Consider the following 25,579-nt stretch of genomic DNA (forward strand, 5'->3'; position numbering starts at 1 on the left):
AACCATAATATTTTTCATCTTTTTTTAAATTAACTTATTTTTTTGCAGTTTTTTACAAAAAAATATACATTATTTTTTCCTTAAAAAAGGAATAAAAAAACAAAAAAATTAATTTTAATTATATAATTTAATTGTAAAAAAAGAGGTAAAAATGTTAAAAGTTCAAACTGATTTTTTAAAATTCAATGATGAATTAAAATTACTTTTAAAATCACATAAAATGTCTCAAAAAGAATTAGCTATGCGCCTAGGATTGAGTTTAAAACATATGAATACAATTTTAAAAGGTGATATAAATGAATTAACAGTGAATGTTTTAGAAGGACTTGAATATGTATTTAATCTAAAATCAGGTACATTATCTGAAAAATATTACATCTACAAAAATAAACAAATAATAAGCGGATTAAAAGATAAAGTTAAAAATTATTTAAATGAATACGGAATTAACTTTTTAATTCAAAATCCACAACTAAGTAGTCCTTTTAATATATATATTCAAGAAAATATGTATGATTATGAAAAATTAATGTCGTTAAAGAAATTTTATGGTGTTTCTAATTTAGAGGATTATAAATTATATTTAGATGAACATGTTTTAGCAGAATTTAAAAAATTTCATGATAAGCCTAATACTTATGTTTGAATCAGGTTTTGTGAATTAGGCGTAGATCCTTATGAACCTGTTGGTACTTTTAGATCAAATGAATATACACCAGCTATTAAAAAAGCACTAAATATAATGAGTTCTAACAAACCATTTAATGAAAAAATTTCATTGTTAAAAACTTTTTTAAGAAAAAAAGGTATTGTTTTAGTTACAAAAAAATTCATAGAAGATTCTATGATAAGAGGAATAACTATTAAAAAAGGTGCAAAAAGATTCATATTTTTAAGTGATATGTATCAAAGAGAATGCTTTATTTTCTTTACATTATTACATGAAATAGTGCACTGTTATTTCCCCAAAAAAACAGAAGAAGAAATTGATAATTTTGTTATTGAAGAATACGAAAGATGGGAAAAACAAACAATAACTCAATATAAAGCAATTTATGATGCAATTAGTTGTTATAACTCAGCTAAATGACAAACACAAAAAAACCCTAATGCAGATGTTAGTTACATTTGAGAAAGTTTACAACTAAAATATCCGAAAGTAACATTTGAAGAGGAATAATGGCAAATAAAATTACAAGAAATTATTACAATAATAGAGATTATTATTTAGATGAAAAAAATAAAATAGTTAAATTAGCACCTGAGTTCCACAAGAAGCTATTATCATCTAAACCCGGTAGTTTTACGGGTTTTAAAAAAGTAGGTGGGTCAAGTATTGCTAATGTTTTAAATTTAGATGCACTACACAATGATTTTGTTGCTTTTTGTAATATTTCTAAAATAGGATTACCAATTTTAGATAAAAAATATGTAAATGCCGGAATTGTTTTAGAACCAAAAATTATTAAAATGTTAGAACAAAAAACAAATAAAATAGTTGAAACTTTTCCTGCTGCTAAATATAATTATGATTATTTTAAAGATAATTTAATTTTAGGTGGATTGCCCGATGGTTACATTAAATCTAGTAACACAATTATTGAAATAAAAACTACTGGACTTAAAAATTATGATTACTGACATGCAAATGGTATTCCGTTAAATTACATTAAACAATCACAATTATATGCATATTTAAAAGGTGCAACTTCTTATGCTATTTGCGCTTCTTTTTTAGAAGAAGACGATTATCAAAATTTAGATAAAGTTGATGTTTATAAAAGAAAAAGTATGGTTAAACTATATCAACTAAACACAGAACAAGCAGAAGATGACATTGAAAAAGTGTATGCATGATATAAAAAATATACAGAATCTGGAATTAGTCCAACTTATGATTTAGCAGTTAATGCTGATTTAATTGAGTGATTAAGATGCGAAAACAAAGAGCAATGAGAAGAATTATATAATAAGTGATTAGAACAAGGGAAAATAAATTTATATGAAAATTAATCCTGAAAGAGTCGCTAAATTTAAAAATTATTTTTCAGCAAATACATCATCTGACTTTTGAATTAAACATTCAAAAGATGATTATTTAAATTTAAAAAAAATTCAACAAAAAGATAACCTTGAAGAAGAATCATCTGATGATGAAGATGAATTTGATTATTTTTCACAAGTGTTTGATTCTCTTTTAGAAAATAACGAATTACCTAAAACTGAAGAAAATAACTACTTTAGTGTAGCTACCAATATAATGTTTAAAAAAATCAACCAAAAAATGATTGACATTATTGAAGAAAATTATAATCCGAGCGAAATTTTTGTAGTACCAATTACAAAATCTCTTGAAGAAAAAATTTCTTTAACAGAATCTGCTTTATCAGATCCAAAAATTAAATTAATTAGAAATCCATTTTTTATACATTACATCGATTCAGATAATGAAAATATATTATTAGCAAATCCAGCAGCTTATAACAAAGAAAAAAATATTTTATACTCTCAAAATGCTGTAACTTCTATAAAAAAATTAAAATATGTTTTAAAAGCTTATTGAGAAGCTGAAATTTTAAAACGAAATGATTTAAAAGTTGATGAATATATTTTTTTAATATTAGATAGAGATATTAATAAAAAAAACGAAGTACATATAAAAAAACAACAAGAAATTGCATATGCAAAAACTAAAAAAAATGGTGTAAATGAAGAACGTACTTTTAATATAAATGATTTACTAAACGATGGTTTTATAGATATAACAAAATCAAATAAACAAAAAACCTTAGAACCTTTATCTCTTGACCAGTTTTCCAATTTATGGTTATCTTTACTAGTAAATAGTGATTCTTTAGATACATATAATGAATCAGATAATATAAGTGATTGAGGTAAAAATGAGCATGCAAATTTAATATTTTTTACAGAAAATCCTAAGTTTGCAAACATAAATGGTACTTTTTTAATCAAAATAAAAAAATTTTTCTTTGAAAATAAATTCGATGAAATAAAAAAAGAAGAAGAATCTAAAATTGAATTGCAATATATTTTTAATAAAATTAATTCAATGAATAAAGAACGTACACAAGATATTATAGAAAATATTCAAAAAGAAGGTTCAGAAGTAATTTGATATGATTTTGAGGGTTTCAGTTTACCTTTTTCACCATTAGATAATGTAAGACCTTATACTCAAGTTGTAAATCAAGTAAGTATTATAAAAACTATTACAGTAAAAAAAGATGATTCACTTGAATTACAAATAATTGATTATGAAACAAAAGACATTATGTATGATCCAAAAACTATAAATGTAAATGATTTTATTGATTTAATTAATCAAGTTTATGGAAATAAAACGCATGATGCATATGTAGTTTTTAATAAAGGTTATGAAATTACAAGAATGAAAGAAATGATTGAATATATTTCAAAAAATGAATTAGTTACTCCAGATAAACTTAATGAAACAAAATACAAATTACAAAAAATTCAAGAAAATACTGTAGACATTATGCTTGCTTTTAAAAAAGATGCTATTTTTCTTCATGCTTTAAGAGGATATTATTCTATTAAAAAAGTTGAAAAATACATAACTAAATCTCATTTACAATTAAAACATTTAATCACTCCTTATAGTGAGTTAGAAGTAAAAAATGGAAAAATGGCAATGGATAATGCCATTTTAAGATATACCGAAGTAATTGGTGATAAGGAATGAGAATTAAAATCTAAAAAATTAAAAGAGTACTGTCACAATGATGTTTTAGCAATGATTATGGTTTTTGATTTTATAAATAAATTACTAAAAGATGGTGTGGATAATTTAGATGATAAAGATATTGATATTTTTAATTAATATTATATAATTATTAAATAACAAGCCAATTTAGCTCAGTTGGTAGAGCAACTGATTCGTAATCAGTTGGTCGTAGGTTCGATCCCTATAATTGGCACCAAATGTTATTTAGACATATCGCTGGCAAATAAAAAAATAAAAAATAATTTTTTTTAACAAAACTTAAAAAAATGTTATATAATAATATAGCAATTTAAATAAATAAGTTGCCGACATAGCTCAGCGGTAGAGCAGTTGGCTGTTAACCAATTGGTCACAGGTTCAATCCCTGTTGTCGGCGCCATGGCCCTATGGTGAAGCGGTTAACACACATGGTTTTCATCCATGCATTCGCGGGTTCGAGTCCCGCTAGGGTCACCATTTCGGACGATTAGCTCAGCTGGGAGAGCATTGCCCTTACAAGGCAAGGGTCGTGGGTTCGAGCCCCTCATCGTCCACCATTTGTTTTAACGCCAATGATAAAATGCCAAACGGCATTTTTTTTATTTTTCTTTTAAAATATAATAAAAAAAGACTATTAAATTTAGTCTTTTTCACTTTTTTTATCCTTTGGTTCTGGTAATTTTTGAACCTCGATTTCATTATCAGAATTTGTATTTTCACTATTTAATTGAGTATCTAGTTCTTTATGATCATCTATCACCAGTGGAGTGTAATTTCTGAATTCATAAATTCCATTACCATTTTCATGGGCTTTTAATTCTCTTAAAATGTATTTTCAAATTGGTTTATAATATTTTATTAATGAATAAATAGCAACTAAATCTATTATTGTAAATATAACAGAAACAGTTATTTTTCATACTTCTAAATGCTCAATATGATAACCTTTAAATCCTAAAATTGCATTAACTGCTAATACTATATTAATTGATGCTATTTCAATTGTTGTTTTAAATTTAATGATTTTTGGAACTCTAAAATAAATATTTTTTTCAAAAAGAATTAATTTACCTGTTAAAGCTGTTAAATCACGAATGAATAAAACAATAACAACACTTGTAAATATTAAGTTAAATTTAATAAAAAATAAAATAATAGGATAAATTAAAAACTTATCAGATAACTGTTCAAAAATAATTTGAATTGAGCTTGAACTATGTTTATTTTTTATTCTCCCGTCAAAAAAATCACTAACACTTGCAATTAAAAATATCACAAAACAAATTCCAAATGTATATGGATATGCTGTTTCGAGTTCAAATATTTTCATTACACTTAGTAGTATAAATACAAATATACCAGCTAATACCCTCATTACAGATAAATATAATGATGAGTATCAATTTATCTTTTTAAATTTCTTCATAATGCTATTATAAAAAATAAAAATAAAAACACATAAAAATTTTGTGTTTTTTATTTATTATGAATTGAATGTTATTGCACTAGTGGCAACAACAACAATTGCAACAAAAACAATAACGGAAATAGAAATTAAGGTTTTTTTACCCGCTGCTGTTTTTAAGTATTTTATTATTTTTTTTAAATTTTTTTTGTTATCTATCTTACTGGATTTACTTTTTTTCATGATTAATCATTCCTATTATATAACTTTTTAGAGTATATTTTGAGTAATTTAAAAAAATATTTATAATTATTATTATGACAATTAGTGAAGCAAACAAAAAACAAAAAACAAAAGTTTTTATTGATTTTGAAGCAATAACTAATCCATTTGCAAGGATTATTAAAATTGAAAATTCAACACCATATTGTTACACATTAGGGTTTCAAGATGAACATGGAATTTTTAAATCTCGTACTTATGTTATGAATTTTAAAAGTAATAAAAATTTTTATGAAACTTTAAGATTACAAATCAAAAAAGACATAAAAAAAATTAATCCTAAGATCAAAATTCAAGATGTTGAATTTGTAGGACATAATCCGGTTTTAGAAAATAAATGTTTAAAAAAATTGTTTCCAAAAAATAAAGTTAGCCCTTTAATAAGTCAACAAACAATTAGCTTATCTACCTTAACAAGAAGGGAATTTAAAAAACAATATTTTTCCGAAATTAAAGAAATTATTAGACAAAAAAGCAAACATAACGTTTTTAAAAACAGAATTTTATCAAATAATGGTGCCATTGCTAGTTATGTTGGTTTTTTGTTATTTTGTAAAGATAATAATTTCGAAACAACAAAACATTATTACATTGAAATTAATAAACAACTTTTAATAAAAGAATTAAAAGAATATTCTCATGATGATGTATGAAAAATGGAATATGTCAACAAGCATTTAGATGAAGTTGATATGTGGCTTAAAGATATAAACCACAGAAGAGAATTACTTAAACAATTAAACGCTTTAGACTTAGATGAAAACATGACAATAAAAGAATTAAAAGATAGGATTTGGGATATTTAAAATAACTAATTTATGGTAGAATTTTTATTATGAAAGCACTAATGAGTACAAAAAGTTTTATAGTTAAACATTTACCACGAAGCAAAAAAGACTGAAAGACCTATTTGAAAATAACGGTTCCGGTAATTTTCACTGAAATTATTTTTTCGCTAACCGCTTTTTTAGATAATTTTATGGTAACTCATATTCCTAATGGTGTTAATGCTCTGAGTTATGCAAATTTTTGAACTGGTATTTTAACAATGATTTTTATTACAATAAATACTATTGCAAGTATGTTCGTTGGACAGTTTTATGGTTCAAAACAATATAGTAATTTAAATCAAATTATGGCACTTAGGGTTTGAACTTATTTATCAATTGCTTTAGTTTTTGCTATTCCTGCTTTAATAATTCCTAACCAATTTATTCAACTTGTTGGGCCGGGAGATAGTGTTGCTTTAGAGTCAAGTTCCAATTATTTAAAATTAATGACAATTGCATGATTTGGATTGGCAATTGCATGAAATACAAATGGATTATTAAGCGAAACGGGTAAAAGCTTTTATTCAATGTTAACCGCTATTACAAATATAACAATTAATTTCACTATTAATTCAATTTTATTATTTGGTTTTAAAATGGGTGCAGAGGCGGCTGCTTATGGAACTATTGCTAGTGTTTTTACTAGTATTTTTCTTGACTCATATTGAATGATAAGAAAAAATAAACAAATTTGATTAAATCCCTTAAATTTATTTTTTATTACAAAAAAAATAGCAAAATTGTATATTTCTAAAATTTTTGCATTTATAATAGCTCTTAGTGCTATGATTGTAATTCCTTTAAGGATGATTATTTGAAATAGAGCTTTTCCACCGGGAACGGTTAATGAACAATATATGCGACTTTCAGCTGCAAGTATACTTACTTTAACAGAATCAATTGCCAGTGTATTTGGTGCAACAATAGCAGCATGTGGAGCTAATGTGGCGGTTTTTGTTGCAACCAAATTAGGTGAAAACAAATTTGAAGAAGCAGAACGCCACGCATTAAGTCTTAAAGGATTTCATCTTGTTATTGGTTCATTTTTAAGTATGCTTTTGATAATTTGTGGGGCAATAATTTATGAAACAAATTCCCTAACAACAGGTGTAAAAAAAGAAGTTGTGAGTCGTTTGAACACTTTTAATTTTGAAGAATTAAGACAAATGACAAATATAGTTGCAAATACAAAACAACAATTAATACTACAAGCAGCTTATAATGCTTCATTAATTCAAGCAAAATATTTATTTTTAACAATTCTAGCAATTGCCTTAACAAGTCCATTGCAAAACTGATTCTATACAACAAGCGCAATAATAAGTAGTGGAGGAAGAAGCACATTAAGTAGTATTACAAACTTCACTTGTCAGTGAACCCATTTTATATTTTTAATTATTTTAGGACTATTAATTGTTCCTAAATATCATATTTCATTGCCATTAACTTATTTTTTATTCTATACATGAGATGTCATGAGGCTATCAATTTTTGAATTTGTACAACATAAATTTAACTGAAAAGTAAACATTACAAACGACAAAGCTCAAATTTAAAAAAACTTTTTAATTAGGGCTTTTTTTATTATAATTTTAAATATGAAAAATGACAAAATAATAATTAAAGGTGCAAAAGAAAATAATCTAAAAAATGTGAGTTTAGAGTTACCAAGACAAAAGTTAATAGTTTTTACAGGATTAAGTGGATCTGGAAAAAGTTCACTGGCTTTTAATACAATTTATGAAGAGGGTAAAAGACGTTATGTAGATAGTTTGAGTTCATATGCAAGACAATTTTTAGGCAATACAAAAAGACCTAATGTCGAAAGCATAGAAGGTTTAAGTCCCTCAATAAGTATTGAACAAAAAACAACACATAATAATCCCCGTTCAATTGTTGGTACTGTTACTGAAATTTATGATTATTTAAGATTACTTTATGCAAGAATTGGAAAAGTTTTTTGTCCAACTCATAATATAGAAATTAAAGCCCAAAAACATAAAGATATAATTGATGCTATTTTCAGATACAAGGAAAACGCAAAATTATATATATTAAGCCCCATTGTTTTTGGCGAAAAAGGTTCGCATCAAGCAAAATTAGCACAGCTAAAAAGAGAGGGATTTGTAAGGGTTAAAATTAATGATGATATTTACTCACTTGATGATGAAATTAATTTAGATAAAAACAAAAGATGAAATATTGATATTGTAATTGATAGATTAACTTTAAAAGAAACAGAAAGACAAAGAATATCACAAGCTGTTGAAATAGCTTTAGAACATTCAAATGGATTTGTAAGAGTTTATGAATTAGATCAAGATAGCCAATTATTTTCAATTCACTATTCATGTGAATACGGTGATTTTGATATGCCTAAAATTGAACCTAAATTATTTTCATTTAATAGTCCTTATGGAATGTGTGAAGAATGCAAGGGAATCGGGATAAAATTACACGCTGATTATGAAAAAATTGTTCCTAATCCTAAAATGACAATAAAAGCAGGAGGGATTAAATACTTTGAAAATATTGTCAATACTCAAAATTTAGAATGACAAGAATTTAAAGTGCTTTTAGATCGTTATGGAATACCAATTGATGTTCCTATTGAACAACTAACTTCAAAACAATTAAAAATTATTTTACGTGGATCAGAAGAAGAATTTGAATATGTTTTAATTTCTTCATCAGGAAATAAATATCAAAGAAAAGGTTACATCGAAGGAATTGCAACTTTTTTAGAAAGAAAATATTTAGAAACTTCAAGTGAAGAAATAAGAGCATGATATAAAAAATTCATGAGTGAAATTACTTGTAATGTATGTAATGGTTCAAGATTAAATGAACATGCTCTTGCAGTTAGAATAAATCAAAAAAATATTTTTGACATTTGTTCATTAGATATAGCGGATATTTTGGAATTTATTAAAAATCTAGAATTAAGTCCAACAGAAGTGGAGATTTCTAACTTAATTTTAAATGAAACTATTCACAGATTAGAATTTTTAATTAATGTTGGCCTTGATTATTTAACTTTAAATAGAAAATCAGAAACATTAAGTGGTGGAGAAGCTCAAAGAATAAGATTAGCAACTCAAATTGGTGCTAATTTAACAGGGATTTTATATGTATTAGATGAACCAAGTATTGGGCTACATCAACATGATAATCAAAAACTTTTAAATTCTCTTAAAAAAATGGTTGAAATAGGAAATACTTTAATTGTTGTTGAACATGATGAAGAAACAATTTTAGAAGCTGACTATATCGTTGATATAGGACCTGTTGCTGGTGATAAGGGTGGTTATATAGTTGCCCAAGGAAATTTAGACGATATTATAAATTCACAACAATCTATTACTGGTAAATACTTAAGTGGGGAATGAAAAATAGAAGTTCCTACATCAAGACGTAGTGGTAATGGAAAAGTTTTAAGTATTAAAAATGCTTCAAAAAATAACTTAAAAAATATTGATGTAAAAATACCGCTAGGTAAATTTGTTTGTGTTACAGGTGTTTCTGGTTCAGGGAAAAGTACCTTAGTTAATGAAATTATTTTAAATGAATTAAATTTACATCTTTCAAAAGATTCAATTTCAAAATCAAATACAAAACTTACTGGTGATGTATTTATTGATAAAGTTGTTCAAATTACTCAATCACCAATAGGAAGAACACCAAGATCAAATCCTGCAACTTATACTAGCGTTTTTGATGACATTCGTGATATTTTTGCAAATGTTGAAGAATCAAGAATAAGGGGATACAAAAAAGGCCGTTTTAGTTTTAATGTCCCTGGTGGTAGATGTGATAAATGCCAAGGTGATGGAGTAATAAAAATTGAAATGCATTTTTTACCTGATGTTTATGTTACTTGTGATCACTGTGATGGAAAAAGATACAATCAAGAAACTCTAGAAATTAAATATCACCAAAAATCAATTAATGATGTTTTAAATATGCGTGTTCAAGAAGCGTATGATTTCTTTAGTTCTAGAACAAAAATTCAAGCAAAATTACAAACTTTGTTAGATGTTGGACTAGGTTACATTCAACTAGGTCAAGCTGCAACAACACTAAGTGGTGGAGAAGCTCAAAGAGTTAAATTAGCAACTTACTTACAAAAAAAACCTACCGGACAAACTTTATTTATTTTAGATGAACCAACAACTGGACTTCATACTCATGATGTTAAAAAATTATTGTCAGTTTTAAATCGTATTGTTGATAATGGAGATACTGTTTTAGTAATAGAACATAATTTAGATATTATTAAAAATGCTGATTATATTATTGATTTAGGACCTGGTGGTGGTAAAAATGGTGGTAAAATTATTGCAACAGGAACACCTGAGCAAGTGTCTAAGCAAGATAATTCATACACAGCTAAATACTTGAAACAAATACTTATTAAAAATAATTAATATAATATAATTAGTAATAAAAGAAAGGAAGAACATGGAAGCTTTTTTAGAAAAAACTATTCAAGCATTTAGTGGATATATTCCTGATGATCCTGATACAGTTTTAAAATTAGGTAATATAAGACTTTATTCATTATTAATGATGCTTGGTATGTTTTGTGCTATTTTAACAGTTTATTACTTTTGAAGAAGAGAAAAATATCCTTTTGAAATTTTTGCAACAGTAGTAATTATTACATTACCTTCAGCAATTGTTGGTGCGAGATTATTTTTCATTTTTGAAAGAATGGCTTGAGGAGATTGAATATACTTAAAATCAAACTGATATAAAGTTTGAACAGGTGGATTATCGATTCAAGGTGGAGTAGTTACTGCTACGATAGCAGATATTATCTTTTTATCATTTTTTAGGCATAAAATTGACATAAAAAAATGTTTTTCAATTATTTTACCTGCAGTATTTATAGGACAAGCAATTGGTAGATGAGGAAATTTTTCAAATCACGAACTATTTGGAAAAGCAATTTCAGCAGATGATTTATCAATTGTATGATTACCTGATATCATTAAAAAACAAATGTTTATAAACTATAATGGTATTTCATCATATAGAGTTCCTTTATTTATTTATGAATCAATTGCAAACTTAATTGGATATATAACACTTGTTTGAATTTTAAATAAATACAATTGATTAAGACCTGGAACAACAGGTGGACTTTATTGAATTTTCTATGGAATTATAAGAATTAGTATGGAAAATTTAAGACAAGATCACTATACATTTTATAATGTGTTTAGTTCTTTATACATTATTTTTGGAATTACTATGGTTTTATATTTTGAATTATCTATAAATAAGCGTTATACGGTTTATTTAGTAGAACCTTCAAAATCACCTAAATGAAACAAACTTCTACATTTTTACGTGTGAGAAGATTCAGAATTATACACTTTACGTAAATTAAAAGAAAAACAACGTAAAGAATTATTAAAATCAAAAGCAGCATAAAAGGAATCAAAATGGAAAATACAACTGATTATGACGTTTTAATTATAGGCTCAGGGCCTGCTGGACTTACAGCTGCAATTTATAGTCAAAGAGCAAAATTAAGTACGGCTTTTTTAGAAAAATCAGTACCAGGTGGTAAATTACCAAATCAATCAAAAATTGAAAATTGACCAGGTGATGAAACAATAAAAGGTTCTGATTTAGCGCTAAGAATGTTTATGCATGCTACAAATTTAGGTGCTAAATATTTATATGGCGATGTAAAAGAAATTATTTCTAAAGAAGATGAATACAAAGAAGTAATTATGGCTGATGGTTCAAAATTAACTTCAAAAGCAGTAATTATTGCAACCGGTATGATTTCAAATATTCCATCTTCAATAAAAAACATCGAAAAATATGATGGAAAAGGTTTAAGTTATTGTGCAATTTGTGATGGTCCTTTATATGCAAATAAACCCATGGCAATAATTGGTGGTGGAAATAGCGCAATAGAAGAAGCAGCTTATGTTTCTAATATAGCAAGCCATGTCTATATTTTTGTACGCGATAATCACACAATAGCAGAACAATCATTAGTTGATGATCTAAAAAAACGTAATAATATTACCCTTTTATTAAATAGCGAAATAAAAGAAATTAATGGCGAAAATGGTGTCGAAAAAATTTTAGCTGATGTTGATGGTCAAATAAAAGAAATTGAAGTGAGTGCAATTTTTCCTTACATTGGTTTTCGTCCAAGTACTGCATTTTTAAAAGAATTAGATATTTTAGATGAAAATGGTTTTGTAATCACTAATGAGGACATGGAAACAAAAATAAAAAACGTTTTTGCTATTGGTGATGTAAGGCAAAAAGCAATAAGACAAATTACCACAGCAACAAATGATGGAACAATCGCAGCAAAAATTTTATCAAATCGTTTATAATACCCTCGGGTATTTTTTTACGCAAATTTTATAAATGATTTATTTTCAAAAATAAATAAAAAAATTATTTTTTTTTATAAAAGTTTTTAAATTTGTATTATAATGTATATTGCACTTTAAGAAAGAGCAAATGGGAGGGTAGCGAAGCGGCCAAACGCGGGTGGCTGTAACCCACTTCCTCACGGTTCGGGGGTTCGAATCCCTCCCCTCCCACCATTTTGCCCTTTAGCCAAGCGGTAAGGCAGAGGTTTTTGGTACCTCCATGCGTTAGTTCGAATCTAACAAGGGCAGCCAATCAGAAATGACCTAAAAACAGAAGATTAACTTCTGTTTTTATTTTTTAATTAAATTTTAAAAATAAAAAAGCACTTTTTTTAATTCAATAAGTGCTTTTTAGTATTAATTAAACAATTCTTCAAGTAGTGGCATTATTTCTAACATTGTAGTAGCAATAGCTGGCCCACCATCAAAAATTGAACTAACCATAACTGCTTCAATAATTTCTTCTTTTGTTGCCCCCGCTTTTTTAGCTTTAGGTAAATGAGATTCTAAGCATCATATACATCTTTTTGAAGTTGCAATAGCACAGGCAATTAATTCTTTTTGCTTTGTAGATAATACATCATCTCTAAAAACAGTTCTAGAAAAATTTTCATAAGCTTCAATATAATCACCTTTTGCTTCTTTTAATTGTGTGTAATATTTTTGCTTCTTTTCTGGGTCATGAAATCCATGCATTTCTTTTACTCCTTATTTTTCTTTATATTTTTAAACTATTATAACATTATTTTATAACTATTAACTGTGCAATATTATATAATTTACATATATTTATTTAGTGAAAATTAATATTATTTTATGAAAGGAATAAAATGGCAAAAAAATTAGAAAAAATTACCCCATTAGAAGAAGATTTTTCAAAATGATATTTAGACGTAATTAAAAATGGAGATCTAATTAGTTATGGAAAAGCTAGAGGTACAATTATTTTTAAACCTTTATCATATGGTATTTGAGAAAATATTCAAAAAAACCTAGATATCGAATTTAAGAAACAAGGTGTAAAAAATGTTTATTTCCCGCTTTTAATTCCTGATTCATTAATTCAAAAAGAAAAAGATCACTTAGAAGGATTTAACCCTGAACTAGCAACAGTTACTGAAGTTGGAGGAAAACCTTTAACTGAAAAATATTATATCCGTCCTACAAGTGAAGTTTTATTTTCAACTTATTTTAAAGATAATGTTGAAAGTTATAATGATTTACCATTAATTTATAATCAATGAGCAAATGTTATTAGATGAGAAAAAACAACTAATCCATTTTTACGTACTACAGAATTTTTATGACAAGAAGGACATACAGTTCATGCCGATGCGTTAGAAGCTAGAAAATTAACAAAAACTATGCTAAGAATTTATGCTAATTTTCTTAAAAAATATTTATCATTGCCAGTTATTCAAGGTAAAAAAACACCTAGAGAAAAATTTTCAGGTGCATGTTCTACTTATACAATTGAAGCTATGATGAAAGATGGGCGTGCACTTCAAGCAGGAACAAGTCATTATTTATCACAAAATTTTACAAAAGTTTTTGATATCACTTTTAAAAACAAAGAAAACCAACGTGAATATGCTTATGGAACAAGTTGGGGAGTAACTACAAGACTTATTGGTGCCTTAATTATGGCTCATGGTGATGATAGAGGTATTATTATTCCTCCAAGAGTAGCACCTGTACAAATTGATGTGTTAGAAATTTTTGGACATAAAGATCCAAAAGTAAAAGAATTTGCTCAAGAAGTAAAAAAATACTTATCTAAATTTTTCCGTGTTGAACTTGATTCAAGTAATAAAAATCCAGGTTTTAAAGCTTCTAATAGTGAAATCCATGGTACACCATTAAGAATTGAAATAGGTTCAAAAGAAGCAGAAACAAAAGAAATTATTTTAATAAGAAGAGATACATTAGAAAAACAAACTATAAAATTTGATAAATCCATAAAAACAACAATTAAAAAATTATTTGATGATATTCATAAAAATTTATATAATCAAGCGCATAAAAGAATGATTGATAATATAGTTACAACAAATGATTATCAAGAATTTAAACAAAAAATTGCTGAAGGAAAATGAGTTATGATTCCTTTTTGTGGTGATGAAACCGCTGAGGAATTTATTCAACAAGAAACAGGCGCTACAGCACGTTGTATCCCATTTAAAGACCCAATTAAAATCAATAAAAAATCAAGTTGTGTTATAAATGGAACAGAAACAAAACGGAATGTAATTTTTGCAAAATCTTATTAATGATATAAAAAAACACAAAAAAATTACTTTTTTAAAATTTAATTATTATTTCTATATAATATAAATATAAAAATTAAAGGAGATAAAAATGATAAAACAAGTTAAAAAAGATGAAACTTTAGATCTATCTGCGCCAAAAAATATTGTACTATTTACCGCAACATGATGTGGTATGTGTTCAATGTTTAAACCTGTTGTAGAAGAATTTGTAGCTAAACATAATGAAGTTGTTGTTTATTCTGTTGATGTTGATGAAAACCGTCAATTAGCAAGAGATTATGGAATTACTTCAATTCCAAGTTACTACATTTTCGAAAACGGAAAAATGGTAGATTCAAAAGTTGGATTCATTCCTTTACCACAATTAGAAAAATTAGTTTTAGGTTAATATATGGAATTTAGACCGCAAGCTATATTTATTGATTTAGATGGAACTTTAGTTGATTTAAAAAACAATAACATTAGTACCATGAACATAAATACCATACAAAATATAAATAAAAAAATTCCTTGCTTTATTTCAACAGGACGAGGATTTAATAAAAATTTATTAGAAATGACTAATATGTTAGGTTTAAACTATGGTGTTGCTCAAAATGGTGCAATTATCTTTGATAAAGTTGGAAATATAATAAAAAAATACACAATCAATAAATCATCTTATTTAAACATTGTGGATTTATTATCAAAAGAAAAATTTTCTTTTTTTGTTAACTCACAAAAAATTATATATTCAGATACTTTAATGTCAAGGATTATTAAGTTTTTTAAAAAAGAGTATACAGTACAAAAAAATTCACAAGCCAAAAATATTGATGATGTTACTAAAATATTAGTTATTTCATCTAAAAAAAATAAATTAACAGAATTAAAAAATAAATTATTAAAAGAATTTATTGACGTTAATGTTGTTTCAATTGGAAATAATAGAGCTTTAGAAATTACTGATATTAATGCAACAAAAGGTAAAGCAAATAGCTTTATATGTTCATTAATAAATATAGATCCACTAAAAGCTATTCATATCGGAGATAGTATGAATGATGCAAGTTCTGTAAATCATTTAGGTGGATTAATTGCAATGAAAAATTCAAATCAAGAACTTAAAAATATAGCAACAGAAATAGGATTTAATTACAAAAAATCAGGTGTTGCTAAAACATTAAATAAATTAATAAAATTATAATGAAGCTTCATGCTTCATTTTTTTATTTAGTTTTTTATTTTTTTTGTAACAAAATTTAAATTTATATATATAATATTAATGCATAAATTAGAAGCTATGTGTTGCCACCATAGCCAAACGGCCAAGGCAAAGGTCTGCAACACCTCGATTACCGGTTCGAATCCGGTTGGTGGCTCCAATGTGCGCCCGTAGCTCAATTGGACAGAGTGTTTGGTTACGGCCCAAAAGGTTGCGGGTTCGACTCCTGCCGGGCGCGCCATTTCAAGAAATTGACCAAAGCAACAATTAAGTTGCTTTTTTTATTAAAAAAATAAAGTCAACATAGTGACTTTATTAATTTTCTTTATCGATATCATAAATTGCATTTGCCATTTGTGATATATTGAATTCTTCAGGGTTTTTTAAATAATTTTCTTTTAATTGCTGAATACTTCTTAATTTAGCTAAGTTTTTTTCTCTTGAATTCTTAAAGTCAAAGAAAAGTAAAACAGATTGTAAAAAAACAACGATTGTAGAAATGATAGCAATAATTAAAAATAATAGTTTTAAAGTTGGTTCACTATTTCAACGAATTGCAAATAAGTTTAAGAGTATTTGTAAACTTGAAATAACCATAATTGTTATTGCAATTAAAATATAAATTAATCTACTTATAATAAATTTTTTTCGATAAATTGCAATTTTTTCATTAGAATCTTTTATTTCTTCAAAATTTAAATTGTCTTTATTTTCCATTTTCTACTCCTTGTCATTTTAAATTACAGATTTCAGCAACTTTTTTAAAGAAAGTTAAATCTCTATTTTTGTGTTTATATTCTCCTATTTTTTCTTTTCACAATAATGATTCAAAATTAATTTTATTAATTCTTATTTTATATTTATTGATCTTTTTATTTAAAACAAAAAAACTAATTAAAGATGTTAAAAAAGTAATAGCAGCACTTATACCGGTTGTTATTAAAAGATATTTGTTTCAATCACCAAAGCCATCAAATCCGTTATATAGTTGAATTGATCCCAAAATACTAATAGTTAAAGAGATTAACATAATTACAACATTTAAAAAGTAATATCAAAATGAATATATTCATAATTTTTTTGCTAATTTATCTTTTATATCATTTACAAATTCAATTGGATTACTTGTTGTCATTTTTACCTACTAAAACATTTATAATAATATCTTTAATTTTTTGGTTGGGCTTATCATCTTTTAATTTAATAATTTCATCTTTTTGTTTTTTGTATTCATTTGATGTGTATTTTGTGTCATTTATATAGCACATATTTATATAAAATAATGATTCATAAATTTTTTTGTAACTATATGTTTTTGCTCTTGATTTATAAATTGCTTGAACAACTGCTAAAATAAACAAAGCAATTGTGGAAACAGAAACAAAAATAGTAAGTATGATGCTATTTGCCTCTTCCTTAGGAGCTGTTTTTAGTCATTGCACTCCTAATTTTATTGTGAAACTACTCAAAATTAAAACAGAAAGGTTAAGAAGTAAAATAGCAAAATTTATAACTGACTGTAAAATTGTTGCAAATTTTATCTTTTTTATAAATTTATTTGAATTTTGTTCAATATATTTAAGAATTCTTTGATTTGTTAAATTTTCTTTATTTTCCATAAATAATATTATACAGCAATAGTTAAAATAAATTTAGCAGTCGCAATTAAATTGTGCTAATAGATTGCTAATTTTGCTATAATATTATATATAAATCTAAAAAGCATAATAAAGAGGTAACAATGGAACAAATCAATTTTAAGGAACAAGACATTTTAAAAAAAATTGTTGAAATTTATATAGAAACAGGACAGCCCGTTGGTTCACAATTTTTAGGAGATAAATTCCAAATGGAATGTTCTAGTGCGACGATAAGAAATTTAATGCATAGTTTAGAAAAAAAAGGTTACTTGCAAAAAAATCATACAAGTAGTGGGAGGATTCCCTCTATTCAAGGTTTAGAATATTATGCAAAATATTTAGCATATAATCCTCAAAAATATCTAGAAGATAAATTACAAGATATTTTAGCAAAAAGAAGATTAAATATTGATACAACCATAGAACAAGCTGCAAATGTTATAAGTGAAGTTGCAGGTTTAACTTTAATAACAACATCAAATAACTCTTCAGAAGTTTTAAAAAGTATTCAATTAACTGTTTTAAATGGTTATTCAGCAATTATTGTTTTAATTACAAGTACAGGAAGAGTTGAATCAAAAATGTTTAATTTTGATGCTAAAAAAATTGATATAGAAGATGTAAGAATAGCAGTTAAATTATTTAAAGATAGGTTAATTGATACACCATTAATTGAACTTTCAGCGCGTGCTTATGCTCTTATTCCAATGTTTTCAAATCAAGTTAAAAATTATGAATTAATAATTCAAGAGTTTATTAAAAATATTTTCGTTTTTAAAGAAGAAAATGTCGCTAAAATATATAATAAAAATCAAATAATTTTAAGTCGTGATATTTCAAGAGAAAAAATTGTTGAAATATTAGACTTTGTAGAAAATCATTCCGTTTGAGAAGCTCTTGAAAATGAATTAGATGAAGATAGCAGTATAAGATTTGACATTAAGCAACCTAATATAAGTTTAATATCTAAAAAAATAGAATTTGAAAATGAAAAAAACATCAAAGAAATAACTATAGTAGGTTCATCTAGAATAGATTATTCAAAAGCATTTGATACATTAGATACAGTAGAAAAATTACTTAAAAAGGACTTATAATGATAAAAAATAATGAAATAATTGTAAAAGAATTTGATAATATTACTTTAAATTTAATAACTAAAAAAGAAAATGAAAAAGCATCTAACGAAACAAAAAAAATAGTTTTAGGTTTTCATGAAATTGATTTATTTGTAGAAAAATATTTATTAGAAACAAAAAACATAATATTAAATAAAAAATATGATTTAGAAAATCAAGAAACAAAAACAAAATACACAATTGAAATATTAAAAGTTTTTTCACCAACTAAAAGTAGAATAGAAGAAAGAAAATTAATTCAAACCTTAAAACAAAAAGTAAATGATCAAAATTTACAAATTGCACAATATATTACAAAAATATTTTCTTATGAACAAGATTTAAATAAAAAACAAGAAGAATTTAAAAAAATAGCGTCAGATTTACAAGCTAAAGCACAAGTTGAAATAAATAAATTTAGAGAACATAATTCTGAACAAACCAAAAAAGAAATTGAAGAAATTAAAAAATACGCATTACAGGACTTTTTTGAAGATTTTTTGATGTCTTTAAACAATTTAGAAATAGCTATTAATGTTGGTTTAAAATCTCAAAATGCTGAAGTGTCAGCTTATACTAAAGGGTTTTTAATGTTGTTAACTAAAATGCAAAATACATTAGAAGATTATGGAATTTCTAAAATTGATCCTCAAATTGGAGATATGTTTGATGCTAACGTTCACCAAGTATTTGATTTTGATGATCAAGGTGTCGAAACTGAAACAATTTTAAAAGTAAAATCTGCTGGATATAAATTACATGATCGTGTTTTAAAACCTGCTCTTGTTGTTATTCAAAAGTAAAAAATTAATTAAGGTAAAATAAACCTTAATTTTTTTAACAAATTATTTTTTTTAATGTATAATATATAAGCAAACTAAATAAATGCCGCCTTAGCTCAGTTGGTAGAGCAACTGACTTGTAATCAGTAGGTCGTAGGTTCGAGTCCTATAGGCGGCACCATTTGCGCGAGTGGTGAAATTGGCAGACACGCTAGTTTTAGGCACTAGTGCTTTACGGCGTGAGGGTTCAAGTCCCTCCTCGCGCACCAAATCTTGCAAAAGTCCAAAATTGCTCCTAAGCAATTTTTTTTATGTTTATTAAATTAAGGTTAAAAAAAGCAAAAAGTGAATTTTTAGCCTTTTTTTTATGCTTTTTTTAATTTTTTATTTTTTTTGTTTTAAAATTAAATAGTAAACATAGGAGGAATTATGTATGAATTCAGAGAAGAAGTAGATATAGTTGATGGGAAAAAACAAGGTCCAGCAATTTTTTATTTTAAATGTGGTACTACAGAATTTTATAATTATGTTGATGGACTAAAACAAGGACCTGCAACATTAAAAGTTCCTAATGGTGATGTAGCTAATTATACTTATAAAAACGGTAAAGCTGAAGGTGATGCTACAATGACGTATGCAAATGGAGATAAAGAAGTTTTTACATATGTAAATAATCTAAAACATGGTGAAGCAACATTTTATTACGCAAATGGCGATAAAGAAATAACTAATTATACAAATGATTATTTAGAAGGCCCAGCAACATTTTTTTATGCAAATGGTGACGTCGCACACTATAAATACTTTAGAAATAAAAAAGAAGGTGAATATATTCTTAAAAAAGTAAATGGTGAAGAAATAAAATCTGTTTACCGTTCAGGATATAAAGTGAAATAATTAAACTGCTTATCTTAGCAGTTTTTTTATTATTTGTAATAATAGTTTACAATTTAAATGCTAGGAGAAAATATGTTTTATGCATTAAATAAAAAAAAGTCAATAAGTTCCTTTAAAATGATAAGAGAATTCCAAAAAACTCATAACATAAAAAAAATAGGTCACGCAGGTACTTTAGATCCTCTTGCAGAAGGATTGTTAATAGTTGCAACTGAAAATGATACAAAATTACTTGATTATTTAATAACTCAAGATAAAGAATACATTTGTACTATGCAACTTTGAGCATCAAGTGCTTCTTTTGATTCAGAAGAAGAAGTAACTTATTTACCAAAAACATCAATAACTCATAAAGAACTTAAACAAGCATTTGAAAAAATTAAAAAACAAACTAAACAAACTCCACCAAATTTTAGTGCTAAAAAAATAAATGGGGTTAGAGCTTATAAATTAGCAAGAAATAATGAAGATTTTAGTTTAAAAACCAATGATATTAAGATATATACTTTAGATTTAGTTGAATATAATTTACAAACAGGAATAATAAAATTTCAAACAAAAGTTTCAAAAGGAACTTATATTAGGTCAATTGTTCATGATTTAGGACTTGAATTAAAAACAGATGCAATTATGACTGAATTATTTAGAACAAAAATTGGTAATATTGAAATAACTAAAAATCAGGATTTTTATCAAATTATTGATTTTTATAAATTATTTGGTTTATTTTCTTATAAAATTAATAATACACAATTAAATATATTAAATAAAACACAAACTATTTCTCCAAATGAAAAAGAAAATGGCAAAAGACTAATTACATACAATAATACAATTGTTGCCATTGCAGATTTTTTTGATAATAAAGTAAATATTATCAAAATTTTTTGACCCCAAGTTTTAAAAGAAATAGAGAAAAGAGATCAATAATGAATAAAAAATATAAATTAATTGCTTTTGATATTGATGGAACTATTTTACCATTTAAAGATGGTGAAAAAAACTTACCTTTATCAGATACAATTAAAAAAATGTTTAAAAAATTAAAAGAAAAGGGATTTATTATTGCTTTTTCTACAGCTAGAGATATTTTTACTATCGGAAATAAATTAGATACTCCTTATGTTGATTATTTTATCGGTGGTAACGGGTCATTTATTTTAGATGTACAAAAAAAAGAATACATTTTTGAAAAGCAAATAAGTGTTGAAGATTTTAAAGTTTTTTATGAAAATACAAAAGATTTAGGAATAGCTTTTTCAATAGTGGGAAAAAATAAAGGTTATTACAATGAACACTTCAATATCAATCATTGATTTTATGAACCATTTAAAAATGATTTTTTTGATATTTCAGAGTATTTTAAAGCAGAAGATAAATCTAACTTTTTAATAACAGTAATTTCAAAAGAAATTCCTTTAACAAAAAAATATTATGAAAATTTATTTGAATGACATAATTTAGATGTTACAGTTCAAGCAAATTGAGAAGGTGGTATTTTTATTGCTGCAAAAGGAGTTAATAAAGCAAAGGGACTAGAAATTCTAACTCAAAAATTAAATATGACATTAGATCAAGTTGTTGCATTCGGTGATTCTGGTAATGATCGTGAAATGCTTGAAGAAGTAGGATTGGGTGTTGCGATGGCAAATGCTGAAGAAACTTTAAAAGAAATTGCAGATGATGTTGCATATCATGTTGATGATTTTGGAACTTATAAATATTTATTAGAAAAAGGATTTATAGATTAAATATGGATGTTTATAATTGACCTATTGAGTATAAAGAAAATGATAATAGACCTGAAATCATTATGGTTTTAGGTGCATTTGAGTCACTACATTTAGGTCATTATGAATTATTTAAATTAGCAAAGCAATTACAAAAGCAAAATGAAAACTATCAAATAGCTTGTTTATTATTTAAAAATAAATTACACAATATAGAAAAAATTTTTCAATTAAAATCAAGAATTTATACTTTAGACCATTTGGAAGTACAAAAAACAATAGTTATAAATTTTGATGAAAATTTTAAAAATATTGATCCACTTACTTTTATTAATAAATTAAAAGAATTAAATGTAAAAATAATAATTTCAGGATCAGATTTTAGATTTGGATTTAACCGTCAAGGTAATAATGAACTTTTAAAAAAACACTTTATTGTTCACATAATTAAAGAAAAGAAAATTAATAACACAAAAATCTCAAGTACAATTATTAGACAATTAATAAAAGAAGGAAAATTAGAAGTTGCTAATAATTTATTAATTGAAGATTATGCGTTTATTACATCTATTAAAAATTACAAGTTTGATTTTCCTAAAAATTTAGTAAAATTACCTGCCGGAATTTATTTTTGTAATTTAGTTTATAAAGATATTGAATATCATGGGTTTATTTTTATAAATTATGAATCAAAAGAAAATCAAGTTGTCTTTTTAGATTTAGAAGAAGATAATTTATTTTTTGATGAATTATTTATTGAAGTTATTAAAAATTTTAGAAACATACATCACATAGCAGAAAATAAGATTTTTAAGTCTGATTTCAAAGAAGCAATTAATTTTTTTAAAAATAAGGTATAATAGTTTTGCATATTGCAAATTAATATTTTTTGCTCGGTTTAAAAAAATTTTTTATGCTGGGTTTAAAAGGAGAACAAATGATAACAAAAGAAAAAAAACTTGAATTAATTAAAAAATTTGGAAAAAATGAAAAAGATTCAGGATCAATTGAAGTACAAATTGCGATTTTAACTGAAGATATTGAATCATTAAAAAACCATTTCCAAACAAATAAAAAAGATTTACACTCAATGCGTGGATTCATGGCAAAAGTTAACCACCGTAAATCATTATTAGCATACTTAAAATCAAATGATCAAAATGCTTATTTAAAACTAATTCAAGAACTAAAAATTAGAAAATAATTTTTTAATATTAAACTCAGACATTGTATTATTAAACACTGTCTGAGTTTTTAATTAAAAAAAATAAAACTCATTTGGTTAATGTGAGTTTTATTAGGTGAAATAACATATGGTACACCATACAGGGCTCGAACCTGTGACCCGAAGATTAAGAGTCTCCTGCTCTACCAACTGAGCTAATGATGCATATATATTTAATATATCACAAAAATAATTTTTGTTGCAATAAAAATAAAGTATAATAATATATTATCAAAATAATATCAAAATTTGGAGGTATTATGTATAAAAAAGTAGAGTTAAAAGATAAAGAAATTGCAGAATTAATTAACAAAGAAGCACAAAGACAAAACGATAATATTGAATTAATTGCTTCTGAAAATTATGTTTCAGAAGATGTTATGAAAGCAATCGGAACATGTTTGACAAATAAATATGCAGAAGGATACCCAAATGCTAGATATTATGATGGTTGTGAATTTGTTGATCAAATAGAAAATATTGCGATAAATAGAGCATGTCAATTATTTAGTTGTGCTTATGCAAATGTTCAACCTTATAGTGGTTCAGTTGCCAATGCAGCTGTTTATATGGCGTTATGTGAACAAGGAGATAAAGTTTTAGGTCTTGAACTTTCTTCAGGTGGTCACTTAACACATGGATATAAAATTTCATTTAGTGGTAAATTTTATGAAACACATTTTTATGAAGTTGATGAAAATGGACTTTTAGATTATGATAAAATTGAACAAATAGCTTTAGAAATTAAACCTAAAATGATAATTACAGGTTACAGTGCTTATTCACAAATTATTGACTTTAAAAGATTTAGAGAAATAGCAGATAAAGTGGGAGCTTATTTATTTGCTGATGTAAGTCATATTGCAGGATTAATTGTTGCCGGTGAACACCCTTCTCCATTTCCTTATGCAGATGTTGTTATGACAACGACACATAAAACTTTAAGAGGAACTAGAGGAGCAATAATTTTAACAAACTCAGAAGATATAATTAAAAAGATTAATCGTTCAGTTTTTCCAGGTTATCAAGGAGGACCTTTAGTTCATCAAATTGCAGCAAAAGCAGTTTCATTTAAAGAAGCCCTAAGTCAAGATTTTAAAAAATATGCTCAACAAATTATTTTAAATGCAAATGTTTTTTGTCGTCAATTTATCTCAAAAGGAGTAAAAATAGTTTCTGGCCTAACTCAAAATCATTTATTTACAATAGATGTAAAATCATCATATGGTTTAACAGGAAAAAAAGCAGCAGAAATTTTAAGTAGTATTAAAATTACAGCAAATAAAAATACAATTCCTAATGATTCAGAAAAACCTACTGTTGCAAGTGGTATTCGTTTAGGAGTTGCTGCAATGACAACAAGGGGATTTACAGAAAACCAATTTATAATAATTGCTAACTTAATTCATAAAGCACTATCTGAACCAGAAAATTATGTATTACATGAAATAATTAAAAAAGAAATTTTAAAATTATCTGCAGATTTTCCAATTAAAAAATATACAGTTAATGAATAAAAAAAGATGTTGTTTGTAAAAAAACAACATTTTTATTTTTTTTAATCACAAACAAAAAATAGTTGTATAATTATCTTGAAATCAAGATATTTAGGAGGCAGTTATTAACGAATTAAAAAGCATTATAGGTATTATGAGAGCTAATAATAAACTTATATTAGATTTAAAAAAAACATTGTCTAATTATGACATAAATCAAAGTGAATTTGCTGTTCTTGAATACTTGTACCACAAAGGAACAAAAAATATCGATGAAATAAGAAAACACATTTTACTAACAAGTGGTAGTGTAACTTATGTTATTGATAAATTAGAACAAAAAGAATATGTAATACGTAGCGTATGTAGTACAGATAAAAGAATTTTCTGAGTTGATATCACTGAAAAAGGTAAAAAATTAATATCAGAAATTTTTCCAATTCATAAATTAAATACAAAAAATATTTTTAAAAAATTAAACCAAGAAGAAATTTTATTATTAAATAAACTATTACAAAAAATATAAAAATATACAAATTAAGGAG

The 25,579-nt window shown here is 25.4% G+C and carries 26 protein-coding genes and 11 tRNA genes; 30 read left to right on the top strand and 7 right to left on the bottom strand.

Annotation, left to right across the window (positions count from 1 at the left end; all coding sequences use genetic code 4):
• Window positions 1-151: 151 nt before the first annotated feature.
• From KQ877_RS02910 to KQ877_RS02940, 7 genes are all read left to right on the top strand, one after another.
• Complete coding sequence (locus KQ877_RS02910; RefSeq protein WP_216489212.1) at window positions 152-1,180, top strand: helix-turn-helix domain-containing protein; 1,029 nt, start codon at window positions 152-154, stop codon at window positions 1,178-1,180.
• Complete coding sequence (locus KQ877_RS02915; RefSeq protein ID WP_216489210.1) at window positions 1,180-2,013, top strand: MAGa7180 family putative nuclease; 834 nt, start codon at window positions 1,180-1,182, stop codon at window positions 2,011-2,013. The genes KQ877_RS02910 and KQ877_RS02915 overlap by 1 nt, the downstream gene beginning before the upstream one ends.
• Window positions 2,003-3,862 carry a DUF2779 domain-containing protein gene (locus KQ877_RS04270; protein WP_216536010.1) on the top strand — a complete coding sequence of 620 codons (1,860 nt, stop codon included), beginning with the start codon at window positions 2,003-2,005 and terminating at the stop codon, window positions 3,860-3,862. The genes KQ877_RS02915 and KQ877_RS04270 overlap by 11 nt, the downstream gene beginning before the upstream one ends.
• Window positions 3,863-3,886: 24 nt before the next feature.
• Window positions 3,887-3,962: transfer RNA gene (locus KQ877_RS02925), tRNA-Thr, on the top strand.
• Between the two features lie 108 nt (window positions 3,963-4,070).
• Window positions 4,071-4,145: transfer RNA gene (locus KQ877_RS02930), tRNA-Asn, on the top strand.
• A 1-nt stretch (window position 4,146) separates the two neighbouring features.
• A tRNA-Glu gene (locus KQ877_RS02935) sits at window positions 4,147-4,222 on the top strand.
• Between the two features lie 4 nt (window positions 4,223-4,226).
• Window positions 4,227-4,302 (top strand) — tRNA-Val (locus KQ877_RS02940).
• Between the two features lie 83 nt (window positions 4,303-4,385).
• Here the strand turns inward: KQ877_RS02940 and KQ877_RS02945 are convergent.
• Together KQ877_RS02945 and KQ877_RS02950 are read right to left on the bottom strand one after the other, a co-directional pair.
• Window positions 4,386-5,171 (bottom strand): CDP-alcohol phosphatidyltransferase family protein, encoded by a 786-nt coding sequence (locus tag KQ877_RS02945; protein ID WP_216536011.1) that lies wholly within the window; start codon window positions 5,169-5,171, stop codon window positions 4,386-4,388.
• A 57-nt stretch (window positions 5,172-5,228) separates the two neighbouring features.
• Window positions 5,229-5,393, bottom strand: coding sequence for a hypothetical protein (locus KQ877_RS02950; protein ID WP_216536012.1), 165 nt, complete (start codon window positions 5,391-5,393; stop codon window positions 5,229-5,231).
• A gap of 74 nt (window positions 5,394-5,467) precedes the next feature.
• Between KQ877_RS02950 and KQ877_RS02955 the strand changes: the two genes are divergently transcribed.
• From KQ877_RS02955 to KQ877_RS02985, 7 genes are all read left to right on the top strand, one after another.
• Window positions 5,468-6,238, top strand: coding sequence for a DUF2779 domain-containing protein (locus KQ877_RS02955; RefSeq protein ID WP_216489202.1), 771 nt, complete (start codon window positions 5,468-5,470; stop codon window positions 6,236-6,238).
• Window positions 6,239-6,267: 29 nt separating this feature from the next.
• Complete coding sequence (locus KQ877_RS02960; RefSeq protein WP_216489200.1) at window positions 6,268-7,818, top strand: MATE family efflux transporter; 1,551 nt, start codon at window positions 6,268-6,270, stop codon at window positions 7,816-7,818.
• Between the two features lie 42 nt (window positions 7,819-7,860).
• The gene (uvrA, locus tag KQ877_RS02965; RefSeq protein WP_216489197.1) at window positions 7,861-10,689 is read left to right on the top strand and encodes an excinuclease ABC subunit UvrA; all 2,829 of its coding nucleotides are present in this window, start codon (window positions 7,861-7,863) and stop codon (window positions 10,687-10,689) included.
• Between the two features lie 34 nt (window positions 10,690-10,723).
• Window positions 10,724-11,701 (top strand): prolipoprotein diacylglyceryl transferase, encoded by a 978-nt coding sequence (gene lgt / locus KQ877_RS02970; protein ID WP_216536013.1) that lies wholly within the window; start codon window positions 10,724-10,726, stop codon window positions 11,699-11,701.
• Window positions 11,702-11,712: 11 nt separating this feature from the next.
• Window positions 11,713-12,630 (top strand): NAD(P)/FAD-dependent oxidoreductase, encoded by a 918-nt coding sequence (locus tag KQ877_RS02975; RefSeq protein WP_216489193.1) that lies wholly within the window; start codon window positions 11,713-11,715, stop codon window positions 12,628-12,630.
• A 132-nt stretch (window positions 12,631-12,762) separates the two neighbouring features.
• Window positions 12,763-12,846, top strand: a tRNA-Tyr gene (locus KQ877_RS02980).
• 3 nt (window positions 12,847-12,849) lie between these two features.
• Window positions 12,850-12,924 (top strand) — tRNA-Gln (locus KQ877_RS02985).
• Window positions 12,925-13,029: 105 nt separating this feature from the next.
• Here the strand turns inward: KQ877_RS02985 and KQ877_RS02990 are convergent.
• Window positions 13,030-13,368: a carboxymuconolactone decarboxylase family protein gene (locus tag KQ877_RS02990; protein WP_216489191.1), complete on the bottom strand. Its 339-nt coding sequence runs from the start codon at window positions 13,366-13,368 to the stop codon at window positions 13,030-13,032.
• Window positions 13,369-13,502: 134 nt separating this feature from the next.
• Between KQ877_RS02990 and proS the strand changes: the two genes are divergently transcribed.
• From proS to KQ877_RS03015, 5 genes are all read left to right on the top strand, one after another.
• Complete coding sequence (proS, locus tag KQ877_RS02995) at window positions 13,503-14,942, top strand: proline--tRNA ligase (protein ID WP_216489189.1); 1,440 nt, start codon at window positions 13,503-13,505, stop codon at window positions 14,940-14,942.
• A gap of 88 nt (window positions 14,943-15,030) precedes the next feature.
• Complete coding sequence (locus KQ877_RS03000; RefSeq protein ID WP_216536014.1) at window positions 15,031-15,330, top strand: thioredoxin family protein; 300 nt, start codon at window positions 15,031-15,033, stop codon at window positions 15,328-15,330.
• Window positions 15,331-15,333: 3 nt separating this feature from the next.
• Window positions 15,334-16,128, top strand: a complete 795-nt coding sequence (locus KQ877_RS03005; RefSeq protein ID WP_216536015.1) for a Cof-type HAD-IIB family hydrolase — start codon at window positions 15,334-15,336, stop codon at window positions 16,126-16,128.
• Window positions 16,129-16,231: 103 nt separating this feature from the next.
• A tRNA-Cys gene (locus KQ877_RS03010) sits at window positions 16,232-16,306 on the top strand.
• Between the two features lie 4 nt (window positions 16,307-16,310).
• Window positions 16,311-16,387, top strand: a tRNA-Arg gene (locus KQ877_RS03015).
• Window positions 16,388-16,461: 74 nt separating this feature from the next.
• On the opposite strand, the gene KQ877_RS03020 is transcribed toward KQ877_RS03015, so the two are convergent.
• From KQ877_RS03020 to KQ877_RS03030, 3 genes are read right to left on the bottom strand one after another with little or no spacing between them, the layout of a single operon-like run.
• Window positions 16,462-16,863, bottom strand: coding sequence for a DUF4231 domain-containing protein (locus KQ877_RS03020; protein WP_216489183.1), 402 nt, complete (start codon window positions 16,861-16,863; stop codon window positions 16,462-16,464).
• Window positions 16,853-17,281 (bottom strand): DUF4231 domain-containing protein, encoded by a 429-nt coding sequence (locus KQ877_RS03025; RefSeq protein ID WP_216489181.1) that lies wholly within the window; start codon window positions 17,279-17,281, stop codon window positions 16,853-16,855. Before KQ877_RS03025 ends, KQ877_RS03020 begins: the two co-directional genes overlap by 11 nt.
• The gene (locus KQ877_RS03030) at window positions 17,268-17,765 is read right to left on the bottom strand and encodes a hypothetical protein (protein WP_216536016.1); all 498 of its coding nucleotides are present in this window, start codon (window positions 17,763-17,765) and stop codon (window positions 17,268-17,270) included. The genes KQ877_RS03025 and KQ877_RS03030 overlap by 14 nt, the downstream gene beginning before the upstream one ends.
• A 122-nt stretch (window positions 17,766-17,887) precedes the next feature.
• Here KQ877_RS03030 and hrcA point away from each other — a divergent pair, with 122 nt between their 5' ends.
• The 9 genes from hrcA (at window position 17,888) to rpsO (ending at window position 23,517) form a co-directional block, all read left to right on the top strand.
• Window positions 17,888-18,883, top strand: coding sequence for a heat-inducible transcriptional repressor HrcA (hrcA, locus tag KQ877_RS03035; protein ID WP_216536017.1), 996 nt, complete (start codon window positions 17,888-17,890; stop codon window positions 18,881-18,883).
• Complete coding sequence (locus KQ877_RS03040) at window positions 18,883-19,707, top strand: nucleotide exchange factor GrpE (protein WP_216536018.1); 825 nt, start codon at window positions 18,883-18,885, stop codon at window positions 19,705-19,707. The genes hrcA and KQ877_RS03040 overlap by 1 nt, the downstream gene beginning before the upstream one ends.
• An 84-nt stretch (window positions 19,708-19,791) precedes the next feature.
• Window positions 19,792-19,867: transfer RNA gene (locus tag KQ877_RS03045), tRNA-Thr, on the top strand.
• Between the two features lie 3 nt (window positions 19,868-19,870).
• Window positions 19,871-19,955: transfer RNA gene (locus KQ877_RS03050), tRNA-Leu, on the top strand.
• Between the two features lie 160 nt (window positions 19,956-20,115).
• Window positions 20,116-20,583 carry a hypothetical protein gene (locus KQ877_RS03055; RefSeq protein ID WP_216489173.1) on the top strand — a complete coding sequence of 156 codons (468 nt, stop codon included), beginning with the start codon at window positions 20,116-20,118 and terminating at the stop codon, window positions 20,581-20,583.
• Between the two features lie 72 nt (window positions 20,584-20,655).
• Window positions 20,656-21,513 (top strand): tRNA pseudouridine(55) synthase TruB, encoded by an 858-nt coding sequence (gene truB / locus KQ877_RS03060; protein WP_216489171.1) that lies wholly within the window; start codon window positions 20,656-20,658, stop codon window positions 21,511-21,513.
• Window positions 21,513-22,334 carry a YcsE-related riboflavin metabolism phosphatase gene (locus KQ877_RS03065; protein ID WP_216489169.1) on the top strand — a complete coding sequence of 274 codons (822 nt, stop codon included), beginning with the start codon at window positions 21,513-21,515 and terminating at the stop codon, window positions 22,332-22,334. The genes truB and KQ877_RS03065 overlap by 1 nt, the downstream gene beginning before the upstream one ends.
• 2 nt (window positions 22,335-22,336) lie before the next feature.
• Window positions 22,337-23,173, top strand: coding sequence for an FAD synthase (locus tag KQ877_RS03070; protein ID WP_216536019.1), 837 nt, complete (start codon window positions 22,337-22,339; stop codon window positions 23,171-23,173).
• A gap of 77 nt (window positions 23,174-23,250) precedes the next feature.
• Complete coding sequence (gene rpsO / locus KQ877_RS03075; protein ID WP_216489165.1) at window positions 23,251-23,517, top strand: 30S ribosomal protein S15; 267 nt, start codon at window positions 23,251-23,253, stop codon at window positions 23,515-23,517.
• 110 nt (window positions 23,518-23,627) lie between these two features.
• Here the strand turns inward: rpsO and KQ877_RS03080 are convergent.
• A tRNA-Lys gene (locus tag KQ877_RS03080) sits at window positions 23,628-23,703 on the bottom strand.
• Window positions 23,704-23,798: 95 nt separating this feature from the next.
• Here KQ877_RS03080 and glyA point away from each other — a divergent pair.
• The gene (glyA, locus tag KQ877_RS03085) at window positions 23,799-25,055 is read left to right on the top strand and encodes a serine hydroxymethyltransferase (RefSeq protein ID WP_216536020.1); all 1,257 of its coding nucleotides are present in this window, start codon (window positions 23,799-23,801) and stop codon (window positions 25,053-25,055) included.
• Window positions 25,056-25,188: 133 nt separating this feature from the next.
• Window positions 25,189-25,560, top strand: coding sequence for a MarR family winged helix-turn-helix transcriptional regulator (locus KQ877_RS03090; protein ID WP_216489157.1), 372 nt, complete (start codon window positions 25,189-25,191; stop codon window positions 25,558-25,560).
• Window positions 25,561-25,579: the final 19 nt, after the last annotated feature.

The organism is Mycoplasma zalophi (assembly GCF_018914005.1).
Lineage (GTDB): Bacteria > Bacillota_I > Bacilli_A > Mycoplasmatales > Metamycoplasmataceae > Metamycoplasma > Metamycoplasma zalophi_A.